This is a genomic window from Lysinibacillus sp. NPDC094177, from assembly GCF_050279145.1.
Classification (GTDB): Bacteria; Bacillota; Bacilli; order Bacillales_A; family Planococcaceae; genus Lysinibacillus.
Map to the genome: position 1 here is coordinate 23588 of NZ_JBNNTW010000016.1, position 24119 is coordinate 47706.

General features: G+C 36.0%; 18 protein-coding genes and 1 other annotated feature. Of the genes, 6 read left to right on the forward strand and 12 right to left on the reverse strand.

All coding sequences use genetic code 11. The annotated features are described in order from the left end of the window. Positions 1 to 7 precede the first annotated feature (7 nt). Positions 8 to 604: a GNAT family N-acetyltransferase gene (locus ACQKNC_RS19495; RefSeq protein ID WP_427426404.1), complete on the reverse strand. Its 597-nt coding sequence runs from the start codon at positions 602 to 604 to the stop codon at positions 8 to 10. A 95-nt stretch (positions 605 to 699) separates the two neighbouring features. Here ACQKNC_RS19495 and ACQKNC_RS19500 point away from each other — a divergent pair, with 95 nt between their 5' ends. Next, positions 700 to 2076 carry a PLP-dependent aminotransferase family protein gene (locus ACQKNC_RS19500; protein WP_427426405.1) on the forward strand — a complete coding sequence of 459 codons (1377 nt, stop codon included), beginning with the start codon at positions 700 to 702 and terminating at the stop codon, positions 2074 to 2076. Between the two features lie 73 nt (positions 2077 to 2149). Here the strand turns inward: ACQKNC_RS19500 and ACQKNC_RS19505 are convergent, their stop codons facing one another. From ACQKNC_RS19505 to ACQKNC_RS19515, 3 genes are all read right to left on the reverse strand, one after another. After that, complete coding sequence (locus tag ACQKNC_RS19505; protein ID WP_427426406.1) at positions 2150 to 3193, reverse strand: hypothetical protein; 1044 nt, start codon at positions 3191 to 3193, stop codon at positions 2150 to 2152. A gap of 18 nt (positions 3194 to 3211) precedes the next feature. Further along, positions 3212 to 4669, reverse strand: coding sequence for an MBOAT family O-acyltransferase (locus tag ACQKNC_RS19510; protein WP_427426407.1), 1458 nt, complete (start codon positions 4667 to 4669; stop codon positions 3212 to 3214). A gap of 737 nt (positions 4670 to 5406) precedes the next feature. After that, positions 5407 to 6375 (reverse strand): quinone oxidoreductase family protein, encoded by a 969-nt coding sequence (locus tag ACQKNC_RS19515; RefSeq protein ID WP_427426408.1) that lies wholly within the window; start codon positions 6373 to 6375, stop codon positions 5407 to 5409. 78 nt (positions 6376 to 6453) lie between these two features. Between ACQKNC_RS19515 and ACQKNC_RS19520 the strand changes: the two genes are divergently transcribed. Beyond that, on the forward strand, positions 6454 to 8088 hold the full coding sequence (locus ACQKNC_RS19520) for an ABC transporter substrate-binding protein (protein WP_427426409.1): 1635 nt from the start codon (positions 6454 to 6456) through the stop codon (positions 8086 to 8088). Next, a complete protein-coding gene (locus tag ACQKNC_RS19525) occupies positions 8088 to 8705 on the forward strand; it encodes a hypothetical protein (protein ID WP_427426410.1) in 618 nt (205 codons plus the stop codon). Before ACQKNC_RS19520 ends, ACQKNC_RS19525 begins: the two co-directional genes overlap by 1 nt. 224 nt (positions 8706 to 8929) lie before the next feature. Here ACQKNC_RS19525 and uhpC read toward each other — a convergent pair whose 3' ends face one another. From uhpC to ACQKNC_RS19545, 4 genes are all read right to left on the reverse strand, one after another. After that, on the reverse strand, positions 8930 to 10252 hold the full coding sequence (uhpC, locus tag ACQKNC_RS19530) for an MFS transporter family glucose-6-phosphate receptor UhpC (RefSeq protein ID WP_427426411.1): 1323 nt from the start codon (positions 10250 to 10252) through the stop codon (positions 8930 to 8932). A gap of 274 nt (positions 10253 to 10526) precedes the next feature. Continuing rightward, a complete protein-coding gene (locus ACQKNC_RS19535; RefSeq protein WP_368638443.1) occupies positions 10527 to 11321 on the reverse strand; it encodes an inositol monophosphatase family protein in 795 nt (264 codons plus the stop codon). A gap of 298 nt (positions 11322 to 11619) precedes the next feature. After that, positions 11620 to 12597 carry an ornithine cyclodeaminase family protein gene (locus ACQKNC_RS19540; RefSeq protein WP_427426412.1) on the reverse strand — a complete coding sequence of 326 codons (978 nt, stop codon included), beginning with the start codon at positions 12595 to 12597 and terminating at the stop codon, positions 11620 to 11622. A gap of 82 nt (positions 12598 to 12679) precedes the next feature. Continuing rightward, complete coding sequence (locus ACQKNC_RS19545; RefSeq protein WP_427426413.1) at positions 12680 to 13681, reverse strand: proline racemase family protein; 1002 nt, start codon at positions 13679 to 13681, stop codon at positions 12680 to 12682. A gap of 440 nt (positions 13682 to 14121) precedes the next feature. On the opposite strand from ACQKNC_RS19545, the gene ACQKNC_RS19550 reads away from it, so the two are divergent. Both ACQKNC_RS19550 and ACQKNC_RS19555 read left to right on the forward strand, forming a co-directional pair. Then, positions 14122 to 14670, forward strand: a complete 549-nt coding sequence (locus ACQKNC_RS19550) for a helix-turn-helix domain-containing protein (protein WP_427426414.1) — start codon at positions 14122 to 14124, stop codon at positions 14668 to 14670. Between the two features lie 285 nt (positions 14671 to 14955). Beyond that, positions 14956 to 15220: a binding site (T-box leader), on the forward strand. Positions 15221 to 15281: 61 nt separating this feature from the next. After that, on the forward strand, positions 15282 to 16529 hold the full coding sequence (locus ACQKNC_RS19555; protein WP_427426415.1) for an MFS transporter: 1248 nt from the start codon (positions 15282 to 15284) through the stop codon (positions 16527 to 16529). A 382-nt stretch (positions 16530 to 16911) separates the two neighbouring features. Here ACQKNC_RS19555 and ACQKNC_RS19560 read toward each other — a convergent pair whose 3' ends face one another. From ACQKNC_RS19560 to ACQKNC_RS19570, 3 genes are all read right to left on the reverse strand, one after another. Continuing rightward, the gene (locus ACQKNC_RS19560) at positions 16912 to 18096 is read right to left on the reverse strand and encodes an NAD(P)/FAD-dependent oxidoreductase (protein WP_427426416.1); all 1185 of its coding nucleotides are present in this window, start codon (positions 18094 to 18096) and stop codon (positions 16912 to 16914) included. A gap of 50 nt (positions 18097 to 18146) precedes the next feature. Further along, positions 18147 to 18575: a DUF1641 domain-containing protein gene (locus ACQKNC_RS19565; RefSeq protein WP_068985866.1), complete on the reverse strand. Its 429-nt coding sequence runs from the start codon at positions 18573 to 18575 to the stop codon at positions 18147 to 18149. A gap of 501 nt (positions 18576 to 19076) precedes the next feature. Continuing rightward, positions 19077 to 19694, reverse strand: coding sequence for a TetR/AcrR family transcriptional regulator (locus tag ACQKNC_RS19570; protein ID WP_427426417.1), 618 nt, complete (start codon positions 19692 to 19694; stop codon positions 19077 to 19079). Between the two features lie 135 nt (positions 19695 to 19829). Here ACQKNC_RS19570 and ACQKNC_RS19575 point away from each other — a divergent pair, with 135 nt between their 5' ends. Then, positions 19830 to 22016 carry an MMPL family transporter gene (locus tag ACQKNC_RS19575; protein ID WP_427426418.1) on the forward strand — a complete coding sequence of 729 codons (2187 nt, stop codon included), beginning with the start codon at positions 19830 to 19832 and terminating at the stop codon, positions 22014 to 22016. A gap of 534 nt (positions 22017 to 22550) precedes the next feature. Here the strand turns inward: ACQKNC_RS19575 and ACQKNC_RS19580 are convergent. Continuing rightward, positions 22551 to 24062, reverse strand: coding sequence for a DHA2 family efflux MFS transporter permease subunit (locus tag ACQKNC_RS19580; RefSeq protein WP_427426419.1), 1512 nt, complete (start codon positions 24060 to 24062; stop codon positions 22551 to 22553). Positions 24063 to 24119 lie beyond the last annotated feature (57 nt).

Here is a 24119-nt window from a genome sequence, read left to right on the forward strand (position 1 = left end):
AATTTCTTTATCCCAATTTTCCAGTAGTATTAATTAGCAAATGCTGCAAATGTTTTTTCACTTGTGGCCATTCTTGTAGAGTAATGCTGTACATCACTGTATGGCGAGTTGTGCCATCCTTACGCACCATATGATTACGTAAGACCCCCTCCTTTGTTGCACCTAAACGTTCAATCGCCTTTTGGGAACGCACATTTTCATGGTCTGTTTTAATTTGTACACGCTGTAGATTTAATACCTCAAAGCAATATTGTAATAATAAATATTTACAATTTGTATTAATGGCCTTACGCCAAAAAGCAGGTGTAATCCATGTAGTACCTATTTCAAGCCGTTTATGCGTTTCATCAATATCCATAAACCGAGTCGAACCAATGATTTGTCCAGATTTTTTATCCACAATGACAAATGGAAACTCGGTTTTCTCTTGTTTTTTTTCTAATGCCTTGTCCACAAAGTTATTCACATCGACCATCTTCTCAACAGTTGTGGACATATGTGGCCAAATCTCTGGATAACTACCTGCCTCCAATAATCCTTGCGCATCCTCTTGTTGTAATGGCTTCAGTAATACTACCTCATTTTCTAATGCTATAAAATTCATGTTGTTTCACTCCTTTTTTAATATTTAACGGTATTTTTGATATGATATATAGAACCAATTTTCAAAAAATACACCATACCAGGAGGTGCAATATTTTGGAGTTATCGATCTCATTTACTGGAAATGCATCGAAATATGTGCAAATTTACGAAGAATTAAAACAAGCAATATTAAGGAAACAACTACTTGCTCATGAGCAATTACCTTCTAAAAGAGCCCTTGCTAAAACGCTTGATGTAAGTGTCCATACGATTAAGGAAGCTTATGAACAATTACTAGCTGAAGGCTATATCTATAGTAAGGAACGCTCTGGCTATTTTATAGCACCCTTTGAATTCGAATGGGAACAACAGCAAAAGCAGCATCTCTCCACAGCTATAATATCAACTACATATACTATAAAGTTTGATTTTAATAACGGACATGTGGATAAAGAAGCTTTTCCATTTTCGATCTGGCATAAGCTGTTGAAAAAGCACTTCTATGTGGATAACTTAACAACAAGTCCTTGGCAAGGAGAGGCTATATTACGGACGGAAATCGCTCGCTATGTTGAACGTTCAAGAGGAGTTGCTTGTGAAGCATCACAGGTGTTTGTTTACAGCGGTACACAAATTCAGCTTCAAGCCCTATGTCACTTTTTTGGATCAAAAGCACATGTTGGCTTAGAGGATCCAGGCTTTAAAAGAGTCCGTGCAACATTGCAACAATGTGGATTAACAACCCACGCTATTCCTGTTGATAACTCAGGGGTTGCAATACCTAAAAAATCAATCCACATGTTATACACAACACCCGCACACCAGTTTCCACTCGGGATGGTCATGCCTGTTGAACGGCGTGCTGCACTTCTGCAATGGGCTACTTCTGAGAGGGCGTATATTATTGAGGATGACTATGATTCAGAATTTCGTTATAAGGGGCTCCCTATCCCCTCTTTAGCAAAAATGGATCAGCTACAGCGTGTTATTTATTTCGGAACCTTTTCCAAAACACTTATTCCATCATTGCGCATCAGTTACATGATTTTGCCTAAATCTTTAGTCGAAGAATTTATTCTTTTTAATCAAGAACAAAAATCTGTTGTCTCCAAAATAGATCAGCTTGTGATAGCAGATTTTATTGCTCAAGGTTATTTCGATAAGCATTTAGCAAAAATGCGCACTATTTATCGTAAAAAGCAGCAAGCTTTACTAGCAGCTATTAACACCCATTTTTCTGAGGAATTCGAAGTAATTGGTGAAAAATCTGGGCTACATATTGTTATGAAGTTACCAAAAAGGCTTTCTGAACAGGATGCGATAAGACTTGCACAGGAGGTAGGAATCAAAGTCTATCCATGTTCAACCTCCTATCAGGGAGGCTCTAAACATGCTATGGTCATTATGGGCTATGGTGGGCTAACCCTCGAGCAAATCAATGAAGGCGTCGCGTTACTTGCAATAGTTTGGCAAGCATCCATACCAGAATAATTTCAATTCGATCCCCTATTAAAATCAAAAAAGATGACTCCGACAGTACACATCAGAGTCATCTTTTCATCGTTTAATTAATATTAACATCGACCACTACATTTTTAAGGTACTCATCAAGATTCCCTTTATTTACATCCTGCATAATATTTGATGGTTCTTCCTTGTTCTCTAAAGATTTAATTATTAAATCTCCAACGTTTGGATAGTAATGCAACCAATCAAAAAAGTTGTTCTCATTTGTCGTTACTTCATTCACACCATGGAAGCTATAAACGGTACCAAATACACCAACCATATCGTTCATCCATCTACTATAAGCCTCGTAACGATTATCGTTATGCAAAATTGTTTGAAGCCGTTTTGCAGGCATTAATTCCGTAAAGACCACAAGTTCTGAATTTGGGAATGCATCTTTTATAGCTTGAAGCCTTTTTCGATAGTCGGTATCGTACATAAAAGGCTTAGCTGACTCTGCTTTAAAATTATTTTTAAATTTTTTCCATTCCTGCTCCATATCATCATTTGGATATGTAGTTTGTGCAATATTATTACGCGTGTAACTGCGAGCACCGTCGTAATGATTTGCTTTTGAAATATCATAATTAAAAAGAGCATAATGCATCGTGCTTGCCGAAAATAAGGACTTTATTGCATAAAACGGTGCCTCAGACGTCTCAATATAAGTCTGTGGCGGATTCAATGTACTAGGTTTGCCAGCATTAGCTGAATCAAAATATAACTCAATAAAAATTCTCTTAAATGGCTTACCATTCTTCTTCTCGGCATATTTCATATAAGGCAAGTATTCTTTTATATGCAGCCCACTCAATGAATAGTTATAAACACTTTCTTTTTTAAAAGCCCTCTCATCAAGATACGTAATCCTGCTCGTCCCAATTAACAAACTATCATAGTTGAAATCATGGCTATTTATATAATTTGTTTTTAATTGTCTTTCATCAAAGCCAAGCTGATAGTCGTTAAAGTCATTCGCATGTGTGTAATTCCAAAGAGGGTCAATATAATAATTGAAACCCATAATTCCGAAAACAGGTATTCCTATTACTATGAAAGATGTGGCAAACAATTTTACTAACCATTTTTTCGGATCCAAGTTAATTCACACCTTTATTTAGAAATTAAAATATAAGAATATACTATTTTTTTGCATATAGTAAATCGATACTAGCACTAGTGCAATCATAAATTGTGTATAAATGATTGCTCCCCAATTAAATTTCATCTTATTCATTAATTGAATAGAATTTAAGGCAGTAAAGGCAATAACAAGTGTAATTAAGAGTCCTACTACAATCACTATTGGATCACTTAATGTTAGTCCCAAAATATTAAATGCTTCTGCTTGAGCAAAATTCGTATGCGGCTCCGTAAAGAAATCATTTATAGCTGTCATATTTGGCGTAAACATTTTGGCTAGAATGGTATTCGCTTGCTCCATACTTGTTGCACGGAAGTACACCCACGCGATATTAACAAATTGGAAAGTAATAAACCACGAAAGTAAATACGGAAGCTTAATACCGGTTTTACTAAAAAATCTCACAACAACAGACGCAAAGCCATGTAGAAGTCCCCATAAAATAAAATTCCATCCAGCACCATGCCAAAATCCACTGATAAAGAAAATAATTAATATATTTATATAGGTTCTAAAAGCCCCTTTACGACTACCACCTAACGGAAAATATACATATGTAGTTAAAAAACGGTTCAATGTCATATGCCATTTTTTCCAAAACTCCTGAATATTACGTGATTTGTAGGGAGAGTAGAAATTTACTGGCAGTTTAATATTAAATAATAATGCTAAACCAATCGCCATATCAGAATATCCACTAAAATCATAATAAAGTTGCACTGTATACGATAATGAGGTAATCCAAGCTTCTACAAAACTTAAATTACTATAATTTTCAAAGCCCGCATTAGCCCATATGCCAACAGTATCCGCAATAACAATCTTCTTGACTAAACCGATGACAAAGATAAACAAGCCTCGTGCAACATTAGCATGTATAATTTTTCGATTTTCCTTGATATCATACTGTGGAAGCATTTCATCATGCTGAACAATAGGCCCCGCTACTAATTGCGGGAAAAACAAAATGAACAACGCATAATGACTAAATTTATAATGAGCTGTTCCATCTCGATAACTATCGACAATAAAAGCAATTTGTTGAAATGTAATAAAACTAAGTCCTAATGGTAGCAATAAGTGTAATAGTGCAAAATTTGTACCAAATAAACTATTTATATTGTCAATAAAGAAATCTGTATATTTATAGTAACAAAGAATTAATATATTGAAGATTACCCCAATAATCATATAAGTCTTTCTCAAACGACTATTGGTATTATTAATCATCCGACTTAAAGCAAAGTTCACAATGATTGAGATCGTGATGATTGTTAAATAAGTTAACTTAAAATAGGCGTAAAAAAATAAAGAGCTCAGTACCAACCAATAAATCGCATATTGCTGGTTCCTTAAACGATTTAATAAAAAATAGACTACAAATGTTACTGGTAAAAATAGAAAAATAAATTCAAAGGAATTAAAAAGCACTTCACCACTCTCCTATTAGCCATTCCTTTATATTCGTGCTCCATAATACAAGAGGCCAAACATAACAATATATTTTAAAATTGACCTAAAACACATAAATATCAGGTATGTCGATTAACCATTTTTATCCATAATAATTAATATAAAGACTCTGATTTCCGTTACGGGCTACAATTAGGGCTCATTACCATAACGTGTGGTTGATTTCCGTTCCGACTGGACGCTTTCCTAGGGCGTCCGATGAGCCGCTTGGGCCTACACGATGTAGGTCACGAAGGCGTTATCACAGGACGTGATGCTTTTAGCCTTCGTTCCTCTGCCTGCTCGCTTCAGGGTCTCGGGCCAACACGATGTTGGTCACGAAGGCGTTATCACAAGACGTGATGGTTTTAGCCTTCGTTCCTCTTTTCGCTGATCCCCAAGGAGTCGCCCAGTCTCCACTCCAATCAACTTATATACAGGGCATATAATTTTAAAAATGTTAATGTATTTACAAGAGGCCAAATATAATATTATAGTAAAAAATTGAACTAAAACAAATAACAATGTAAAAATAAGGCATAGAAAGACAAAAATCCATATAATAATACCTCATTTTAACAAATATTTAAAGGGAATTTCTGTATTATTGTCAAAAAATAAAAGAGGGTTTTAGTTTACATACAAACCTATGAATTGATGGAGTTATTCTTTAAAAAAACCCTGTATAGTGTGTATCTATACAGGGTTTGAATATTTTATATTTTAATTAAAATTTTCCCTTGATGCTGGCGACTTTCCATCAAGTCATGCGCTTTCTGCATGTCCTCCAAATTAAAGATATTAGCAATTGGTACTTGGAAGCTTTCATCCTTCAGCAATGCAAACATCTCCTGTGCTACTTGTTGTAGCATTTCTGGCTTGGAAGCTCGAGTTGTTCCTAGGCTAAAGCCTTTTACATTGCGGCAGCTATTATGTAAATCAGATGTTTTTATATTTCCTGCTTTACCACCACTATTTCCAAATTGCACTAGCGTTCCATACGGAGCTAAACAGTTAAAGCTCTCTTCCGTAATATTTCCAGCAATGGAGTCAAAAATAGTGTTAACACCATGACCATCCGTATATTCATTGACTTGAGCACTAAAATTATCGTATGTCAGTACATGATGTGCCCCTAGTTCAAAGGCAATTGGCGCTTTCTTCATATCACTGACCGTGCCAATAATATTTCTAGCACCTAGCTTTTTCGCCATTTGAATAAGCATTGTCCCTACTCCACCAGATGCAGCATGAATTAATACGCTATCGTTTGTACTAATTGGAGCAATTTGATGTGTTAATAGATAGGATAAAAACAAAACTGTTGGCACAGCGGCTACCTTTTCCAAAGGAATATCATTCGGAACTTTAAAGACGAGCTGCTCTTTCGCCACCACATATTCTGCATAGGCTCCATTTTTCGGGAATGCAATAACGACATCTCCAACTTTAAAAGTACTACTTTCATCAAAAACCTCTTCAACTACGCCAGCTACATCTAAACCGAGTATCATTGGGAAATTCGCTTTTGCTTTATTTCCTTTTCTATTTTTAATATCAGCAAAATTCACACTCGTATATGTCGTTCTTATTAATACTTCCCCTGCTGAAATAGTAGGCTTTGGACATTCCACGTACTTTAAAACATCAGAAGTACCAAACTCATTAATGATAACAGCCTTCATAAATTTTCCCCTCCTTGTGTTATAGTTAGATTATAAAATAGAACAATTTTCACAAAAAGAGACAAAAGGAGATATTAAATGTCCACCTTTCTATCAAAAAATAAAATGCTATTTTATTTACTTTCACTCTATTGCCAACAGAAAGGCATCACCTTTCATCATCAGCAATTAGCTACTATATTAAAAATAAGCCCTAAACAATTGAATCGTTATCTTAAATTATTTCAACAACACAATTGGTTAATTTATAAAGCGGGGAATGGACGTGGACACTTATCCAAAATTCAATGGCATGAAGATATAGAACAAATTATTGTAGATAAGCTAAAATCCAATCTCTCAACAATGACGATGATGGATTGGGAAGAATTATTTTCATTTCCTAATTTAAAAGATTCTTTGGCAGTGCAATTTAAGCATCTTTATCAACAAAATATAAAAAACAATATCCTATATAATGAGCGTTTGATTGTTCCAATCTACCATCCTATTTATACTTTACAACCCAATCAAGTAAATGATGTTTATAGCGCTGCACTTCTATCTAATGTTACAAATCGTTTAGTTGAAGCGGGTACTAATGGTAATATTATTCCCTCTCTTGCTCATCATTGGAAAGTTAATGACATAAAATTGCGTCTTTATTTACGAAAAAATGTTGCTTTCCACAATGGCGATTTATTAACAGCACACGATGTAGCTTGGTGTTTACGCCAATTACTACATCTTCCTTTATGGCAGCCTATTCGAGAAATTATCATTGTTGATATGTGGACAATTGATTTTATTTTTTCGAGGTCTTGTACATATGTACTACACTTACTAACAGACATACAAGCAAGTATCTATAAAATTGTAGATCATATAGTTTTCGGAACAGGTTCATTTGCAATATCTAAGCATACGCCGCATCAAATTATTTTAGAAGCAAATGACAATTATTTTGGTATGCGAGCATTATTACAGACGGTAGAATTAAACATACTTCCAAAAGCATCCCATTCGTTTTATCGAACTAATTTCTCAAATGATATAACGCGTAAAAAAATTAATATCCAAAACGGGATTTGTGCAATCATTCTAAACAAAAATGAAAAAGCTTGTTCAACTAAAGCTCAAAGGCAACATATTAAAAACATAATACATAAGCATTTATATAAAGCTATTCAAATGGACTCTTCTTTACAAAATCATTTAAGTAGTTTTGCTAATACTATCTCACTACTAAATAAAAATGAGGTTTTAAAAATCGGTGTGCCTAAAGGGAAAGCCAATCTAAACCAATACTTAATTTCATCTCTAATGAAATATGGATATCACCCTCAAATAGAAGCATTAACACTATCACAATATATTAAAGACAGTCTTCACCCTCTTAAGTACGATGCATTTATTTATACGGATGTCGTAACTGTAAATAACGCTTTTCATAAGTTACATGCCATGTTCAGTCCAGTTTCTCCAATTTATAAAGTGTGCAAAGAAGATGCATATTTTATAAATATCTTTGAAAAATTTAAATTAGCCACAATCGAAGAATGGCCGTTACTTTTCGAATCTTTAAACCACTATTTAATTGAAGAAGCTATTTTAATACCATTATTTACACATCTCGATGATATACCGTTTGCTCATGATATTTTAGAATTGAACTTCAACCACTTAGGGTACATCGATCTTTCAACGATTTGGTATGACACGGAGGAATTATGATGAAAATCAAACCAAGAAAAGAACAATACAACAATGTTACATACAATTACTTTGATAAAGAAAGTGATAAGGTGTGCTTTATGTTTTCTGGCACAGGCTATACGTATGAAAAACCACTTCTTTATTATTCCACTGAGCTGATGCTAGAGCTTGGCTATGATGTAGTACAAGTATGCTATGCATTTGATTCAAAGCAATTTGAACAGGAGCCAGAAGCTATTTCAGCAATGGTTTATAATGCAGCGAATCCTATTGTGGATTATATTTTAAGTACAAAATCTTATACAGAAACTATATACATAGGTAAATCGCTCGGAATATTACCTATTACAGATTTTTATATGCAACAGGCTGCATCTGTTCCTTCTCGTTATGTGCTTTTTACACCCCTGCTGTCACTTGATCATGTTATGAAAAATTTGCTCGGAAAGCAGGCATTTCTAGCAATCGGTACAGCTGATCCGCATTACTCTAAAGAAAGATTAGAACAACTTTCTTCACATCAGCTTGCTATTGTAGAAAATGCTGATCATTCTCTTGAAATAACAAATCATACAGTAGAGTCAATCATCATTTGCCAGTCACTATTAACAGCGCTTAAAGCTTATCTTCAATAAGATTTATCGGAACCTTTTCGTGAAATATCGGTTTTTATCGGAATCTTTCTTACATTTTATTAGCGATAAAAAAACAGCTTGAGCCCATTAAAATAAGGCTCAAGCCACTTTTGTTACCCCCTCAATTGAATATTCGGGGTTTCTTTGATGAACAATTTATATTCCTGCTATATCACCAGCAAATCAATAAATTATAAAAAATCAATTAACCAGCGATGTTTGAATTAAAAAGTAACATTTGCTTTCTTCTTTTTTAACATTGGTACCAATATAAGTGCCGATAACAGGGTAGATACAATCATTGTTATAAAAAATCCATTCCACCCAGTACTCTCAATTATTTTAGAAAGTGGATACCCTGCAAAAGCCGCACCTATGTAACCAAATAAACCTACAAACCCATTGGCCGTTCCAGCAGAATCTTTATGAGCTACTTCAGCTGCAGCTATACCAATGAGCATTTGCGGACCGAAAACAAAGAATCCAATTACAAAAAAGCAAGCGGCAACTAATCCATACCCAAGATCTGGGAAAATCCATAATAAAGCCGCAGCAACCCCAATACCAATCATAAAGAGAATATTCATTGGTGTTCGATTCCCCTTGAAAAGAACATCAGAGCCCCAGCCTGCAACCATAGTTCCGAAAAAGCCACCTATCTCAAATAAAGAAAGAGCAGAGTTAGCTTTGACCAAGTCATAATTATATTCACGCACTAAATAAAGATTTGTCCAGTCATTGAGCCCGATCCGGACGATATAAATCAGGATGTTAGAGATTGCCAATAACCATATTAACTTGTTAGTAAAAATATAATGAATAAGAATTTGCGACATCGGCATTTTTTTACTATTATTTACTTGCTCTAATTCTAGCGGGTCATTACGCCATTCCCCGACTGTAGGTAAACCCATAGAAACTGGACGATCACGTAAACGCCAAATAACAATCAATCCAGCGATAATGCCAATTGTTCCTGGCACGATCATGCCATAACGCCAACTAAAATGGACCGCCAGGCCACCTGCAAGCAAAGGAATTAATGCTCCGCCTACATTATGTGAGGTATTAGCAATCGCATACCAAAATCCTCGCTCTTTCCGAGAATACCAAACAGTTAATGATTTAATAGCTGGTGGCCACCCCCAACCTTGAAAAAAAGCATTCAAAATCCACAGGCAAATAAATAAAATCAGCGAAGAGCTAAATCCAAAGAGAATATTGCTGATTCCTGTAAGAATTAAACCTATTCCCATGAAATACCTTGGGTTGGATTTATCACTCATCATTCCAGAAATAAACTTTGAAGCACCATAAACCAGGGCGAAAGAAGTAGTTAATATTCCGACATCCGTGACCTTCATATCAAGATCTTCTAACATAACAGGCATTACATAGTTAAAACTTTTTCTAGTAAAATAGAAAACTGCATAACCGACATAAAGGGCGATCATGATATGGATTCGCCAATAGCGATAGAGTTGATTAATTTCTTCGTTTGTTTTCGTAACTGGTTGTTCAGGTTGTGATTTGAACCACTTAAACATAGTACCTCCCCCTTTTACATAGGCTCTTTAAAAACTCGATAAGACTTTTCAAAAAGAAAACAAGTCATATTACAATTTTGTAAATAGTTCATTTATAATCCCTGCTTAAAGGTTATAACATAAGCCAAAAACAACAATTTTACGACTATACTTGTTTTAGTAGAGATTACTACTAGTTAACTGTAGTATTTCCGAAATCTCCCTCCTCAGGATGTTAGCGCTTTCAAAAAAATGAACAGAGTACAAGGGCAAACCGCCCTTGTTTTTCTCTCAATTATAGATATTGCGACAGTATTGCCAATGTCTGTGCATGCAAATCGGCATCACCCGCAGCGACAACAGTTGTCCCGGAATGAATAGTTAAGGGATCTCCAGCCCAGTCTGTAATAACACCTCCAGCTCCTTCAATTATTGGTACCAATGCACAATAGTCTACCTCGCGCATCCCACCACTATCTATACTTACATCGAGCTTGCCGGAAGCTAGACATGCATAGGCATAACAGGCTGATCCATAAACGCGCCATTTAGTTGTCTCAATCATTTTTTCATATCCCAGGCGATGTTCAGGCAATACTGGTTCGGTATTACTAGAAGACATCAAAGCTTCCGATAATTTTTTACGCGCTCGAGTAGAAACTTTTCGGCCATTCAATGTTGTCTGTTGCCCTTTAATGCCAAGCCATCGTTCCTTAACAGCTGGAATATCAATCACACCTAAGACAGGTACACCATGGTGGCAAAGAGCAATCAGTGTACCATAAACCGGTATTCCTGCAATAAACTGTTTAGTGCCATCAATCGGATCAATTACCCAAACAAATTCTTGATCCTTAGAATCTGTACCATACTCTTCACCTAAAATTCCATGGGTAGGGCACATTTCTTGAATTACCTCGCGTATTTGCTGCTCTACCTTCCGATCTATTTCAGTTACCGGGCTAGCATCCTCCTTAGTTTCAAAATCAAAATGTCCATAAAGATAATTTTCACGGTGTAAATTAAGCGTTTTTCTTGAGATGTCTGCTGCTTTTTGTGCTACATCTATAAACTCTGTGTAATCTTCCATTTTACTGTACCCCCTAATTTTAAAATTCCAAGTTTTTTTACAAAAAAAGGGGGAGTTTACTCTCATGTACATTGAGAATAAGTCCTTTTTCCATTCCACCCTTCACTTGGAAAAGATCCCCCAAGAGCAAACAACCTGATAAGCTCCAAATCGAAGTCTCCACTTTTTAGCTGCCTTATTTAACCGTTTTACTTTGTGATGCATAAAGGGACACATTTTTTGAAACCTCTACTAACATGCATTCTCCCTCCTAGATGTATAATTATCAAAACATCTTTTGATAACAAAAATTTACACCTTAAAGGTTGATACTAGTTCCTACCTTATTTTTAATCGCCTTTTCGTAAAAATATTTTGCAACTATAATGTCTACAACTGCTAGTCCTACAGATTTAAATAGAGTAATTTCTTCGTTACTTTCTCTTCCGTTTCGTTCTCCATTTACAATTTGCCCAAGCTCACCATATATATCACCTGCCTTAAAAACGCCTTCTTCTATTGGAACAAGCAAATCACCCGTTTCTTCTAGAGCTGCTTCACTTGATTCAACTACTACTTTGTGTGCTACAGAAAGAGCATGAGATGGCAATTCTTGCATCGTAGGTCTGAATGAACCAACCGCATTTACATGAACACCAGGCTTTAACGGTTCAGAAAAAACTGGTGTTGAAGAATTGGTTGTGGTCACAATAATGTCAGCTTTAAGTACTGCTTCATTCGGATCTGAATAAACTTGTACATGCTTATCGAATTTATTTCTAATATACTTCGCGAATTCATGTGCTTTTTGTTCTGTTCTATTATAAAGAAGAATTTCCTCAATATTTCGTACAGCTAATATAGCCTCAACTAGACCTTTTGCTTGTTCTCCCGTGCCGATAATGCATAACTTTTTTGAATCTTCACGGGATAGATACTTCGTTGCAACACCTGATAAAGCGCCCGTTCTAATCATTGTTAAATAAGAACCTTCTAGAAGAGCAATTGGTTCCCCAGTTTTAAAGTCTGATAGCATTACCACTCCAGTTATCGTTTTCTTACCTAATTCTTTATTATTAGGTGCTACTGTTACTACCTTTAATCCAACACTACTAAGTTCTTCAGCTACAGAAGGCATAATCAATGCTGTATTTTGGTTGTTATTGAAAGGCAGAGCAGCGCGGATAGGTGTAATAGTTCTATTTGCTGAAAATTCCTTCAAGGCAGCAGCCACGCATTCAATAATTTCATTCATATCTACTAAACTTTTTTGTTCATCCGTACTTATAACTAACATAATTCTCCACCTTTTTTCTTCCTTTATTAAAATGCTATTCTTCTATTGTTATACTGAATTGGATGCAAAATCAGCAGCAAATTTACTTCAATAAAAATCCACTATTAAGGGGATCTTCTGGGCTAATCACAAATTGATGGAAACCTGTAATAAAAGCATTCCCAGTAACTTTTGGAATAACAGCTTTATATTCATCCACTTTCGTTAAAGAAAGTACTTCACCAACAAATTGTCCATCCGTTATACTTTCATGAATAAAACTTCCATCTTCCTTAAGTACGCCACGTTCGTATAAAGTAGCTACTCTTGCAGCAGTACCCGAACCACAAGGGGATCGATCAACCTGTTTGTCAGCAAAGATTGTGACATTTCGTAAATCAGCATTGCTGTCTTTTGGACTATCAGAGAAAATTACACCATAGATCCCCGATATATCTTCAAATGGATGTTTTACTTCAATTTGACTTTCAATGTAATGTTTAATTTTGTCACCCGATACTTGTAAATCCCATAAATCTTTGTTGTTCACTTTTAAGCCAACTTTCTCACTATCAACCACGGCATAAAAAGCACCTCCGTATGAAATATCCACATCAAATTCGTAACCATCAATTTTAATCGGAAAATCTTTTCTATAGACAAAAGAAGGTACATTTTCAAAAGAGACTGATTCTACTTTAGTTCCTCTACACTTTGCATACGCTGTTACAGGCCCACACGGACAATCAATGATAAGTTTATCGTTTTCACCTTTTACATCAATCATGCCTGTTTCAATAGCCATCGTCACTACCGCAATAACGCCATGACCGCACATTGTACTCCAACCTTCATTGTGCATAAACAACACACCTAGGTCTGCACCTTTACTTGCTGGAGGAGTAATAATGCAACCATACATGCCATCATGACCTCTTGGCTCATACATTAATACTTCTCGAACATGATCCAAATGTTCCATACAATAGGCGCGTCTTTCTAGCTGCGTGTCTCCTTTAATTTCTGGTAAACCTCCAGTAATAATCCGCAACGGTTCTCCTGACACATGAAGATCAATAGTAGTAAACATTTTTTTAAATTCCATCATTCTTCCCTCCAATTTGTTTGATATTTAATACACTTGTTAATAGCAGACATCTCGACAAACACGATTTTTAATCGTAGCTTTAATTATCTGCACATATCCCTCAAAATTTAAACCTGACTTAAATTTTTACCTAAAAAAATTGCATTTATTAAATGCTATTTCATGATTTACCTAGATTTGAAATTGATTGTTACATAAAAAGTTCAATTTCATAAAGTTTATGTAAACAAAAATTTAAATACCACTTAAATTTCACTGAAAGATACAATTAGGCATGTAAAGCGTTTACAATTATTATACACTCGTTTTTTGAAAATTCAATATTTTTCAGCAAACTTCTACGGAAACAACTCAAACCCAAAGGCTACCATAACTTTACAAGAATTTAAGTATTATATATACTTTATTACAATAAGACTATATTTGAGGTTGATAAAATGGATCAAGATATAGGGATTTTAATAAAAAGACTTCGTAAGTCAAAAAAAATGACATTAAAGGAAGTCTCTGAAAAAACAGATTTATCAATAAGCTTTTTATCTCAAGTAGAACGATCTCTTTGTTCTATTACATTACACTCCTTGCGCAAAATATCTGAAGCTCTCGGTGTTAGCCCTAGTTATTTTTTTCCAGATTCAATACAAATGGACAAAAATATGATTAGACGTGGCGCTTATAAACAATCGGAACATAAATCATCATTTATTTATTCGGACCTTTCTGGAAATGTATCAAATCCTATATTTGTTCCAATTTTAGTAACCTTATTACCTGGGGACAAACGAGAAACTCCTTTTTCTCATGAAGGACAGGAATTTATTTATGTCACCGATGGAATCTTGACGATCATTCTTGATAATACAGAATATGATCTTTTACCTGGGGATAGTATTCATATGAATTCAACCATACCCCACAACTGGTTTAATAAAACAGATAAACCTACAAATTTTATCTTTATTTCTTCAACTTCCATCAAAGTCTAAAATAATGCCATAAATCCTCTAACTGACGCATTGCTTCGTATCCGTGTAGATATATGCCAACCCACAGATCATTTTGGAGAAATTATTATTTTGGCAAAACTTAATAGATGGCAAGAGTCAATTATTCACCACTTTTATTTAAACAAGCCAGTAGCCCTTTTTATCGAAATGAAAGGCTACTGGCTTATTTGTCTTTTTGATTTTTTCAAATATATTTTTTCGGGTTTATCGGAATATTTTAAAAAGGAATACTTTACTAAAAATATAAACATATGCTACACTATCGAAAATACATTGAAGAGAAGAGTAAATAAGGCTGTTCTTCCCAGAGAGCTCGGGTTGCTGAAAACGAGTAAGAACGAATTATTGAACCAAGTCTCGGAGTAGCGCATTGGATTTTAGCTTGAATGATGGTGCGACGGGAACTCCCGTTACAGAGTAACAGTATAAGCATAAGAATTTATGCCGTACTGAAAAGGCTATTATGGTGACATAATAGCGAACTAGGGTGGCACCACGTGAGTATAAATTCCACAATCTCGTCCCTAAGACAAATCGTCTTGGGGGTGGGATTTTTTAGTTACTTGTCATAACTACAAGGAGGAATTTATATGAGCATGAATAAATTTTTAGAAAAGTGGCGTTATCCGTCGATATTATTGTTTAGTATTGGTATTTCCAGCGTTGGAAGCTGGATATATTTTATAGCTTTAAATCTTATTGTCTTAAATCTTACTGGTTCGGCTATAGCTGTGTCCGGTTTGTATATCGTTAGAGCGTCATCTTCACTTTTCGCCAATTTTTGGTCAGGCAGTTTGATAGATCGTTTAAATAAAAAATATCTCATGATTGTTCTCAATCTTTTCGAATCTTTTCTAATTGTCATACTACCTTTCTTCTCTACTTTGACTTGGATATATTTCATGGTTTTTGTTATCACAATAGCTAGTTCTATGTATCATCCGACTTCCATGACCTACATTACGAAATTGATACCAATTGAACAAAGAAAACGTTTTAACTCGCTTCGTAGCTTACTTGATTCCGGTGCATTCGTAACCGGTCCAGCCATTGCAGGACTGCTATTTACGATTGGAACGCCTAATATGGCAATTTACTTGAACGCCGCTGCTTTATTTTTATCAGCATGTATTACATTAGGCATGCCTAATATTGAAGCTAATCAACAGCTTGCTCGTAAGGACGAGGAGAAAATTTCCTACAAAGTATTATTTAATGATTGGAAACTTGTTATAAGATTTAGCCTTAAAAATCCGTATATTATGATGATCTATTTTTTATTTAGTGCGATGATTGTCATGATGACAGCGACAGATTCTTTAGAGGCTGCCTTTGCTACCCAAGTACTTTCATTTTCCGAAGGTGAATACAGTGTTTTAGTGAGCATAGCAGGCGCTGGGATATTAGTTGGTTCTTTAATGAATACAGCATTCGTTGAAAATATCCCAACCGCTTGGCTTATAGGGTTGGGATCACTAATAACAGCTTTAGGCTATTTAATTTTCACATCCTCTTATACATTTCTTATAGCTTCTTTAGGCTTTTTTATTACATCCTTTGCAACAGCCTTTGCCAATACGGGCTTCCATACTTTTTATCAAAGCAATATTCCTGTCGATAGCATGGGGAGAATAATAAGTATTTACGGTATTGTAGAAGCCTTGCTAATTATCATCATCACTGCCGTCTTTGGAGTTGCAGCTGATATTATATCTATTCGATATGTTGTTGTATCTGCAGCCATCATCATGTTTTTAGTAGCAACTATACTGCTAATTTTTAATGTTCAACCTTCAAAGGCCAGATTTTATAGAAATATTTCTAAGCTTACTGATTAGACGCAATTTTATATTGTCGCTTTCGTTTCGCTTTTGTATACGGAAGAAATAGCGATATAAAAATGGTAGCACCTCCTATTAAAGAGGTGCTACATAAAATCGTGGGATAAGACATAATGGCATTCTACCGTAGTATCAATAGCTCATTCGTCGTTTCGGCATTTCTTTCCGTCGCTCTAGCTCTGCTATCCGTCGCTTCGACTTTTCTTTCCGTCGCTCTAGCTCTACTATCCGTCACTTCGACTCTTCTTTCCGTCGCTCTGTCGGGGCTATCCACGATTTGGGCTGTTCTATCCACGGCTTTGACGATGCTATCCTATCTAAAACTAAAACAAAAAAGGGCATGAATTCAATATAACTATTGATTCATGCCCTTAAAATATTAATACGCTAAGCCGAATAGCGCTTTAATGTGTGTAAGATAGCGAATGTTAGACGCTTCTTTCATAAGTGTTGCAGGAAGACCTTTAAGTTCTGTGTTGCTAGCACCGATAGTCGCAACAGCGTCTTTACGGCCTAAGCTTGCAAGTGTACCAGAGTTAATTGCAGAGAAAGTCTTCATCTCTTGGTTTTTGTATTGTGCGAATAGGTTGTAGCCAGCGCATTCACCCATTTGCCATGCAACTTGAGCAGTTGGTGCGTATAGCGGACGTCCGCCATCAGCTGGTAATGCTACAGATGCATCACCAATTACGAATACATCATTGTGAGATGTAGATTGTAAGAACTCGTTAATCGTAGCCTTACCGCGGTCTGCTGCAAGACCAGACTCACCTACGATTGGAAGTGGAGCTACCCCACCTGTCCAAATAAGTGTATTGGCAACGATTGGCTCACGATCTTTAAGAGAGATAACATTACCATCAACACCTGTTACAGGAGTACCTGTAATGAATTCAACGCCACGTTTTGTTAAGCTTTCAGTAGCACGTTGAATAAGTACATCTGGAAGTACTGGTAAAATTTTAGGACCAGCTTCAACAAGTTTGATTTTAAGATCTGCAAAGTTAACACCGTGTTTTGCTGCGATTTTCGGGAAGTTGTCCACAATTTCACCAACAAGCTCAACACCTGTTAAACCGCCACCACCGATAACGATCGTCGCATCTGCTTCGTCTTTTGTTTGAGCATATGCCTTAATACGGTCTTCGATGTGTTTGTTAATTTTGTTTGCTTCGTTTACTGATTTAAGTACCATTGAGTTTTCTTCTAATCCTGGGATACCGAAGAATCCAGTTTGGCTACCTAAAGATACTACTAATGTATCGTAATTTAAAGTATAACCAGTGTCTAGGTCAACTTTTTTAGTGTCTACATTGAATTTCGTTACTTTAGCAATTTGTAAATCGATATCTAAACCTTTAAAGATTTTTTTTAGTGGTAAAGCAACAGCACCTTCAGCAATAGTACCACCAGCTAAACGGTGAAGCTCAGTGATGATTTGGTGTGTTGGGAATTGGTTTACTACAGTAATTTTAGCTTCATCAGCTGATAAATACTTACGTGCAGTTAATGCAGTTAAAACGCCAGCGTAACCAGCACCTAAGATGACGATTTCTTTTGACATGATTAATTAATCCTCCGTCCTTACGTTTTGAATATATCTCGAGTCGAGTCTTATTTAGATTTACGTTCAGCGCTTACTTGTAAGAAAGCATTAACAAAACGGAAAACACCTTGAACTTGTGGGTCTTTTAACATTTTCATAAGACCGAATAAACCAATTACTTCTTGGCTTTCAGAAGCACGATCTTTCGCTTCAATTGCAGTAGCTGCAAGATTTTTTGCTGAGCCTACTACTGGGCCAGCCATTTCTGTTACCGCACCAACAGTATCATTTTTAAGTACTTCGTCAGTTGCAACAGCTTGAGCAAACTCATATGATTTTGTTAATAACGTCATCATTTCAGTTAACTTAGGTAATTGTTCCACTAAAGTTGTAAGTGATTCCTGAACCTCAGGCTTTAATAATTGATCTAGCACATCCAGTTGTTCTTGACTCACAGTTAATTGTTCAGACTGTGTTTGGTTATTCGTTTCTGACATTTTGAACTCTCCTTTGCCATCACTATCACTATTTTAATTTTATTGCTTCCATGTAAAAAAGACCATTAAGGCACTTCTTAACAGTCGATACAGCGCGTATATCTTACAAATCACCAGTCTCAAGAGCTGGATAGCAATTCGTATAACTTGTTATTACAATGTTAACTTTATTTTGCAAAAAGTGCATCATAATTCCATCCTTATCTTGTCTTGGTGACGTTACAACCTCCATTATAAGGCTGTTTGTACATTATTTCAATGAGCTAAATCACAATTTCGACAATCTTTTCAAAATTCATTGATTTTGTTAACTATATATCGTAGTTAAGTTTGCTTTTTGTCCCCATTGTTAAAAAATACAATATTTTTGAGCTCGAATTTTTAAAATGCCTTTGTAAAACATTTGATTTTCAATAGTATTTGGTCTAATTAAGCTTCCCCTAAATCGATCTCGTATACTTATTTTATCTTCAGCATTTTTATTACTTATAATAAAAGAAATCATTTCCTAACAGATCGCCAGAAAAAGTCTATAATTTCGTTCGCGGCCATAGCTTCTGATTGAAATAAACTTTTCCCTTCCCCGCCTCTAACGTAGCCTACTGACATTAAAGCCATAAACGCATGTGCAAAAAAAGTAGCATCTCCCTTCCGAATCGTGCCTAGCTCCATCTCTAGCTGCATCGCCTGCTCTATCGTTTTATACATATTATTTTCTGCTGCTTGCACTTCTTTTAATTGAGATTTCGATAAATTAATTGTCGCTTCTCTCATAAAATTTTTCATGTCAATATCCACAGTAGCCGACAAATGAATTTCAACAAGTTTCTCCAGCCGGTCTTTAAATGATATTGACTGCTCTAAGATCTGCAAAATGGACAATTTGATTTGATCCATCATCACCAGCAACGTTGATGTATATAAATCACCTTTAGTCGGGTAATAGTAATAGATAGTAGCCTTTGTAACGTTACAAGCTTTTGCTACATCATCCATCGAAATATTTTTATAGCCTTCTTTTATAAAAAGCTTTGTTGCCGTTTCAAGGACAATATCTTTTTTTGGTTTCGCATTTTCATCATGGCGAGGTCTCCCGAGAATACGCGGTGACTGCTTCAACAAGTTCGCCCCCTTATAAAGGATTCTTTTTAGACATAGTATAGCATATAATTTTTTTACAATTGATTAATTAACCTTCCGGTATATATAATTAATATTACTACATAATTACTTACATGAAATGGAGGTCCCATCATGAAAAAACATCCCCTTGAGCAATGGGGCTCAATGGTAGCAAGTAAAAAGGGTCGCTTATTAGCCATTGCTTTTTGGGTTTTACTTGTGGTTCTACTCTCTTTTGCCTGGCCACAGATTAATAGTATCAAGAGTGAATCTGGTAATAATTTACCCGAGAGCGAAATGTCTCAGCAAGCAGCGGCTATTATTGCAGAACAATTTCCGAATGAAGCAGGTACACCATTATTACTCGTTTGGCATCGAGAAAGTGGGTTAACTACCGACGATTTCCTAGCCATTCAAAAGGTTTACGGAGAACTTAAAGCTAAACCTTTAGAAAACCAAACTCTTATTCCGCCTTATGATAAAATGCCACCTCAAGCCTTTGTAGCGTCTGCATCTGACAACGGCACGACGATCGTAACGCCTGTTTTCTTTGAAAAAGGTGTGGCTACTGATACGTTACGAGAGAGTTTAAAAGCATTAACAAAAACAATGAATACGTATAATGTCCAACTAGATAAAGACTTAGCTAATGACGATCTTCATGTGCGTTATTCCGGACCAGTTGGTATCGCTACAGATGCTGTCAGTTTATTCTCTCAGGCTGATGTGAAATTATTAATTGCCACAGTGCTCCTTGTTTTAGTATTACTAATTATTATTTATCGTTCACCATTATTAGCTATTATTCCATTAATCGTTGTTATTCTTGCCTATGGTGTCATAAGTCCAACGCTCGGCTTCTTGGCTGATCATGGATGGATAGATAAGGATTCGCAGGCCGTCTCTATTATGACTGTTTTACTCTTTGGTGCAGGTACAGATTATTGTTTATTTTTAATATCAAAGTACCGAGAGATATTATTTGAAATTGAGGATAAGACTACTGCCATGAAGCTTGCTATAAAGGAATCTGGCGGTGCAATTATAATGAGTGCCTTAACGGTTGTCATCGGTCTAGCTACTCTTAGTCTTGCCCATTATGGTGCATTCCAACGCTTTGCAGTTCCATTTAGCTTTGGCGTACTCGTGATGGGAATTACAGCACTTGTTGTTCTTCCAGCAATTCTTGTCATTGTAGGTCGCGTCGCCTTCTTCCCATTCATACCTCGAACAGAGGAAATGACTCATAAGAAGGGTAAAAAACAGCACAAACCAACACATAAAATAAGCCATAAGATTGGGCGCTTTGTGACGCATAAACCACGGATTGTCATTGTTGTCACTTTACTGTTACTCGGTGGATTAGCAGCATTCGTGCCACGTATTCAGTATACTTTTGACTTATTATCGTCATTCCCTGAGGATATGCCATCACGTGAAGGCTTTACTTTAATAGAAGAAAATTTCTCACCCGGAGAACTAGCACCTGTACAGCTTGTCATTGATACAAAAGAGGCAGATTTTAATTTGCAGCAGCCATTAACGGAAATCCCTTATATTGATAGTGTTGCAGATGTCCAAATCGGAAAGAAAAATAATGACATTCAATTGTACGAACTTTCTTTAAACGCAAATCCTTATGCTAAGGAATCGTTAGCTCATATTCCAGAGCTCAAGGCAGAGGTTGCAAAAATGCTTGAAGCTGAAGGTGTAAAAAATGCAGAAAATCATATCTGGATTGGCGGCGAAACAGCCAGTCAATATGATACACAACAAATAACTGTACGTGATGAAACCGTTATTATGCCAACAATGATTGCTTTAATTGCTTTACTATTATTTATTTATCTGCGTTCAATAACAGCGACTGTTTATTTATTAGCAACGGTTGTTATTTCTTATTTTGGGGCACTTGGTGCAGGCTGGCTTATTTTACACCATGTAATGGGAGCAGAGGCCATTTCAGGAGCAATCCCACTATATGCGTTTGTATTTTTAGTAGCACTCGGGGAAGATTATAATATCTTTATGATTTCGGAAATTTGGAAGAAACGTAGAACAGAAGATCATTTAACGGCCGTTGAGGAAGGTGTCGTACGAACAGGAAGTGTTATTACATCTGCTGGTCTTATTTTAGCTGGAACATTTGCTGTCCTAGCTACATTACCTATTCAAGTACTTGTTCAGTTCGGTGTCGTTACGGCAATTGGCGTGTTGCTTGATACATTCATTGTACGTCCATTGCTCGTACCTGCCATTACGACAGTTCTCGGTAAATATGCGTTTTGGCCAGGAGCATTATTTAAAAAGGATGCTTAATTACTGCAAGGACATTAGCGTAAAAGGTTTAGAGGATTTTAAAATTCATCCACCCTTTCTCTTTGGCTAATGTCCGTGCTTTTTTGAGTGCCCTACAACGAATATCGCTATCATTTTATATATACTTAAAACAAAATTTCTTGATTTTTTATGTGTTTCTATTCCTAAATTAACAAAAGATATGCATTCATGAACTTCGAAAATCGCAACAGCAATTTCCATTATTGAGATATTTTTTAGATAATAAGACAGAAGGTTTCTGTTTCTTTGTTTCGGTAAAGAGAGCTATTTTACTTTGAACGGCCCTTGAAGCATTACTTGGAAAAAGCATTAATTTCCTATAATTAAATCCTCAATTGTTCGCTATTATTGAATGTATTGAAAACGATGAATTGCTTAGTTTTTCTCATTACATCGATATTTTACGTAAAAATAGAGAGACCAACTTTAATATATGCATCAAAAAACTCCCCTTCGATAAACAGAATTAATTCTTTCATCCGTCTATCTATAAGGGAGCATAGCAGTTCATTATTATTTAGTTGGTTTTTTCAAATCCGTGGAAACCACTTCAACTTTGGAACGTTTTAGGAACAGCGCAAGCACAAGTGCCACCACTGTAAGGCATGCAGCAATTAAGAATGAGTGAGTAATACCATCTAATAATGCATTTTGCATAATTTGTTCTTTCATTTGTTGCATTTGCTCAGGTGTTGGTGTAGCACCTGACTGTACCGCATTTGCCTTCGCTTCTGCAATTAAATCTTGAGCAGTTGCTTTTGTACGGTTATTCATAATCGTTACCATCACAGCACTACCAATTGCCCCTGCCACTTGCTGGACTGTATTATTAATCGCTGTACCATGTGGGTTCATCTTTTGTGGTATTTGGTTTAAACCGTTTGTCATAATTGGCATCATGACCATTGACAAGCCGAACATACGAATCGTGTACATTGACACAATATACGTATAGCTTGAATCAATTTCTAATTCTGCTAACCCGAATGTTGCTAGTGTTGTAATGGATAAACCAATCATCGCTAACACTCGCGGTCCAAATTTATCAAAAAGTTTCCCTGTAATCGGCGACATAATCCCCATTAAAAGTGCTCCAGGAAGCATCATTAAACCCGCTTTAAATGGATCAATTCCACGAATCGATTGTACATAAGCAGGAGTTAAAATCATACCAGAGAACATAGCCATTGAGACGATAACCGAGATAGCTGATCCCAACGCAAACATTGGGTATTTATAAATACGTAATTCTAACAAAGGCTGATCCATACGTAATTGTTTTAATATGAAGATCATTAAGGCGATAAAACCAACTGAAATCGTGCCATATACCCAAGGACTTGACCAGCCCTTATCCCCCGCTGCACTAAATCCATACAGTATACCACCGAATGCTATTGTTGATAATAATACGGATGGGAAATCTAAATGAACTTCACGTGTTTCCATCACGTTTTCTAATTTCCAAACAGCAAACAATAAACTAATAACAGCAAACGGAATAATCATTTGGAATAGCATTCGCCAATCATGGTGCTCAACAATATATCCTGATAATGTAGGACCTATTGCTGGTGCCATAATCATGACTAAACCAAATATCCCCATCGCTGCCCCACGTTTTTCTCTTGGGAAGCTAGTTAACATGACATTCATTAAAAGTGGTGACATTGTTGATGCACCCGCCGCTTGCACCATACGACCCGCTAATAGCATACCGAAGTTAGGTGCAAATCCAGCCATAATTGTACCAATCGTAAAGACTGACATCGCTGCAATAAATAAATGTCTATTTTTAAAGCGTGTTACAAAGAATGCCGAAGCTGGTACCAAAATACCACTTACAAGCATATACCCTGTCGCAAGCCATTGTACCTTAGAGTACGTTGTGATACCAAAATCTTTCATGATTGTTGGTAATGCAACATTTAATAATGTGTTATTTAGAAAAGCAACAAAAGCACCCACAAATAAAATAGCAATCATGCCATAAGGGGGCTTTTTCATTGTTTGCTCACTATTCATTTATATCCCTCAATTCTTTCTTGTTTTTTTCGATAAAACTTATTTTATACTCGCAGT

What these genes read in the sequence shown, in the direction of transcription:
- ACQKNC_RS19545 (WP_427426413.1), bottom strand. Translation starts at nt 13,681, where the DNA reads ATGGAATTTAAAAAAATGTTTACTACTATTGATCTTCATGTGTCAGGA.
- ACQKNC_RS19540 (WP_427426412.1), bottom strand. Translation starts at nt 12,597, where the DNA reads ATGTTAGTTATAAGTACGGATGAACAAAAAAGTTTAGTAGATATGAAT.
- ACQKNC_RS19565 (WP_068985866.1), bottom strand. Translation starts at nt 18,575, where the DNA reads ATGTCAGAAACGAATAACCAAACACAGTCTGAACAATTAACTGTGAGT.
- uhpC (WP_427426411.1), bottom strand. Translation starts at nt 10,252, where the DNA reads ATGTTTAAGTGGTTCAAATCACAACCTGAACAACCAGTTACGAAAACA.
- ACQKNC_RS19495 (WP_427426404.1), bottom strand. Translation starts at nt 604, where the DNA reads ATGAATTTTATAGCATTAGAAAATGAGGTAGTATTACTGAAGCCATTA.
- ACQKNC_RS19575 (WP_427426418.1), top strand. Translation starts at nt 19,830, where the DNA reads ATGAAAAAACATCCCCTTGAGCAATGGGGCTCAATGGTAGCAAGTAAA.
- ACQKNC_RS19560 (WP_427426416.1), bottom strand. Translation starts at nt 18,096, where the DNA reads ATGTCAAAAGAAATCGTCATCTTAGGTGCTGGTTACGCTGGCGTTTTA.
- ACQKNC_RS19520 (WP_427426409.1), top strand. Translation starts at nt 6,454, where the DNA reads ATGTCCACCTTTCTATCAAAAAATAAAATGCTATTTTATTTACTTTCA.
- ACQKNC_RS19535 (WP_368638443.1), bottom strand. Translation starts at nt 11,321, where the DNA reads ATGGAAGATTACACAGAGTTTATAGATGTAGCACAAAAAGCAGCAGAC.
- ACQKNC_RS19580 (WP_427426419.1), bottom strand. Translation starts at nt 24,062, where the DNA reads ATGAATAGTGAGCAAACAATGAAAAAGCCCCCTTATGGCATGATTGCT.
- ACQKNC_RS19555 (WP_427426415.1), top strand. Translation starts at nt 15,282, where the DNA reads ATGAGCATGAATAAATTTTTAGAAAAGTGGCGTTATCCGTCGATATTA.
- ACQKNC_RS19515 (WP_427426408.1), bottom strand. Translation starts at nt 6,375, where the DNA reads ATGAAGGCTGTTATCATTAATGAGTTTGGTACTTCTGATGTTTTAAAG.
- ACQKNC_RS19525 (WP_427426410.1), top strand. Translation starts at nt 8,088, where the DNA reads ATGAAAATCAAACCAAGAAAAGAACAATACAACAATGTTACATACAAT.
- ACQKNC_RS19550 (WP_427426414.1), top strand. Translation starts at nt 14,122, where the DNA reads ATGGATCAAGATATAGGGATTTTAATAAAAAGACTTCGTAAGTCAAAA.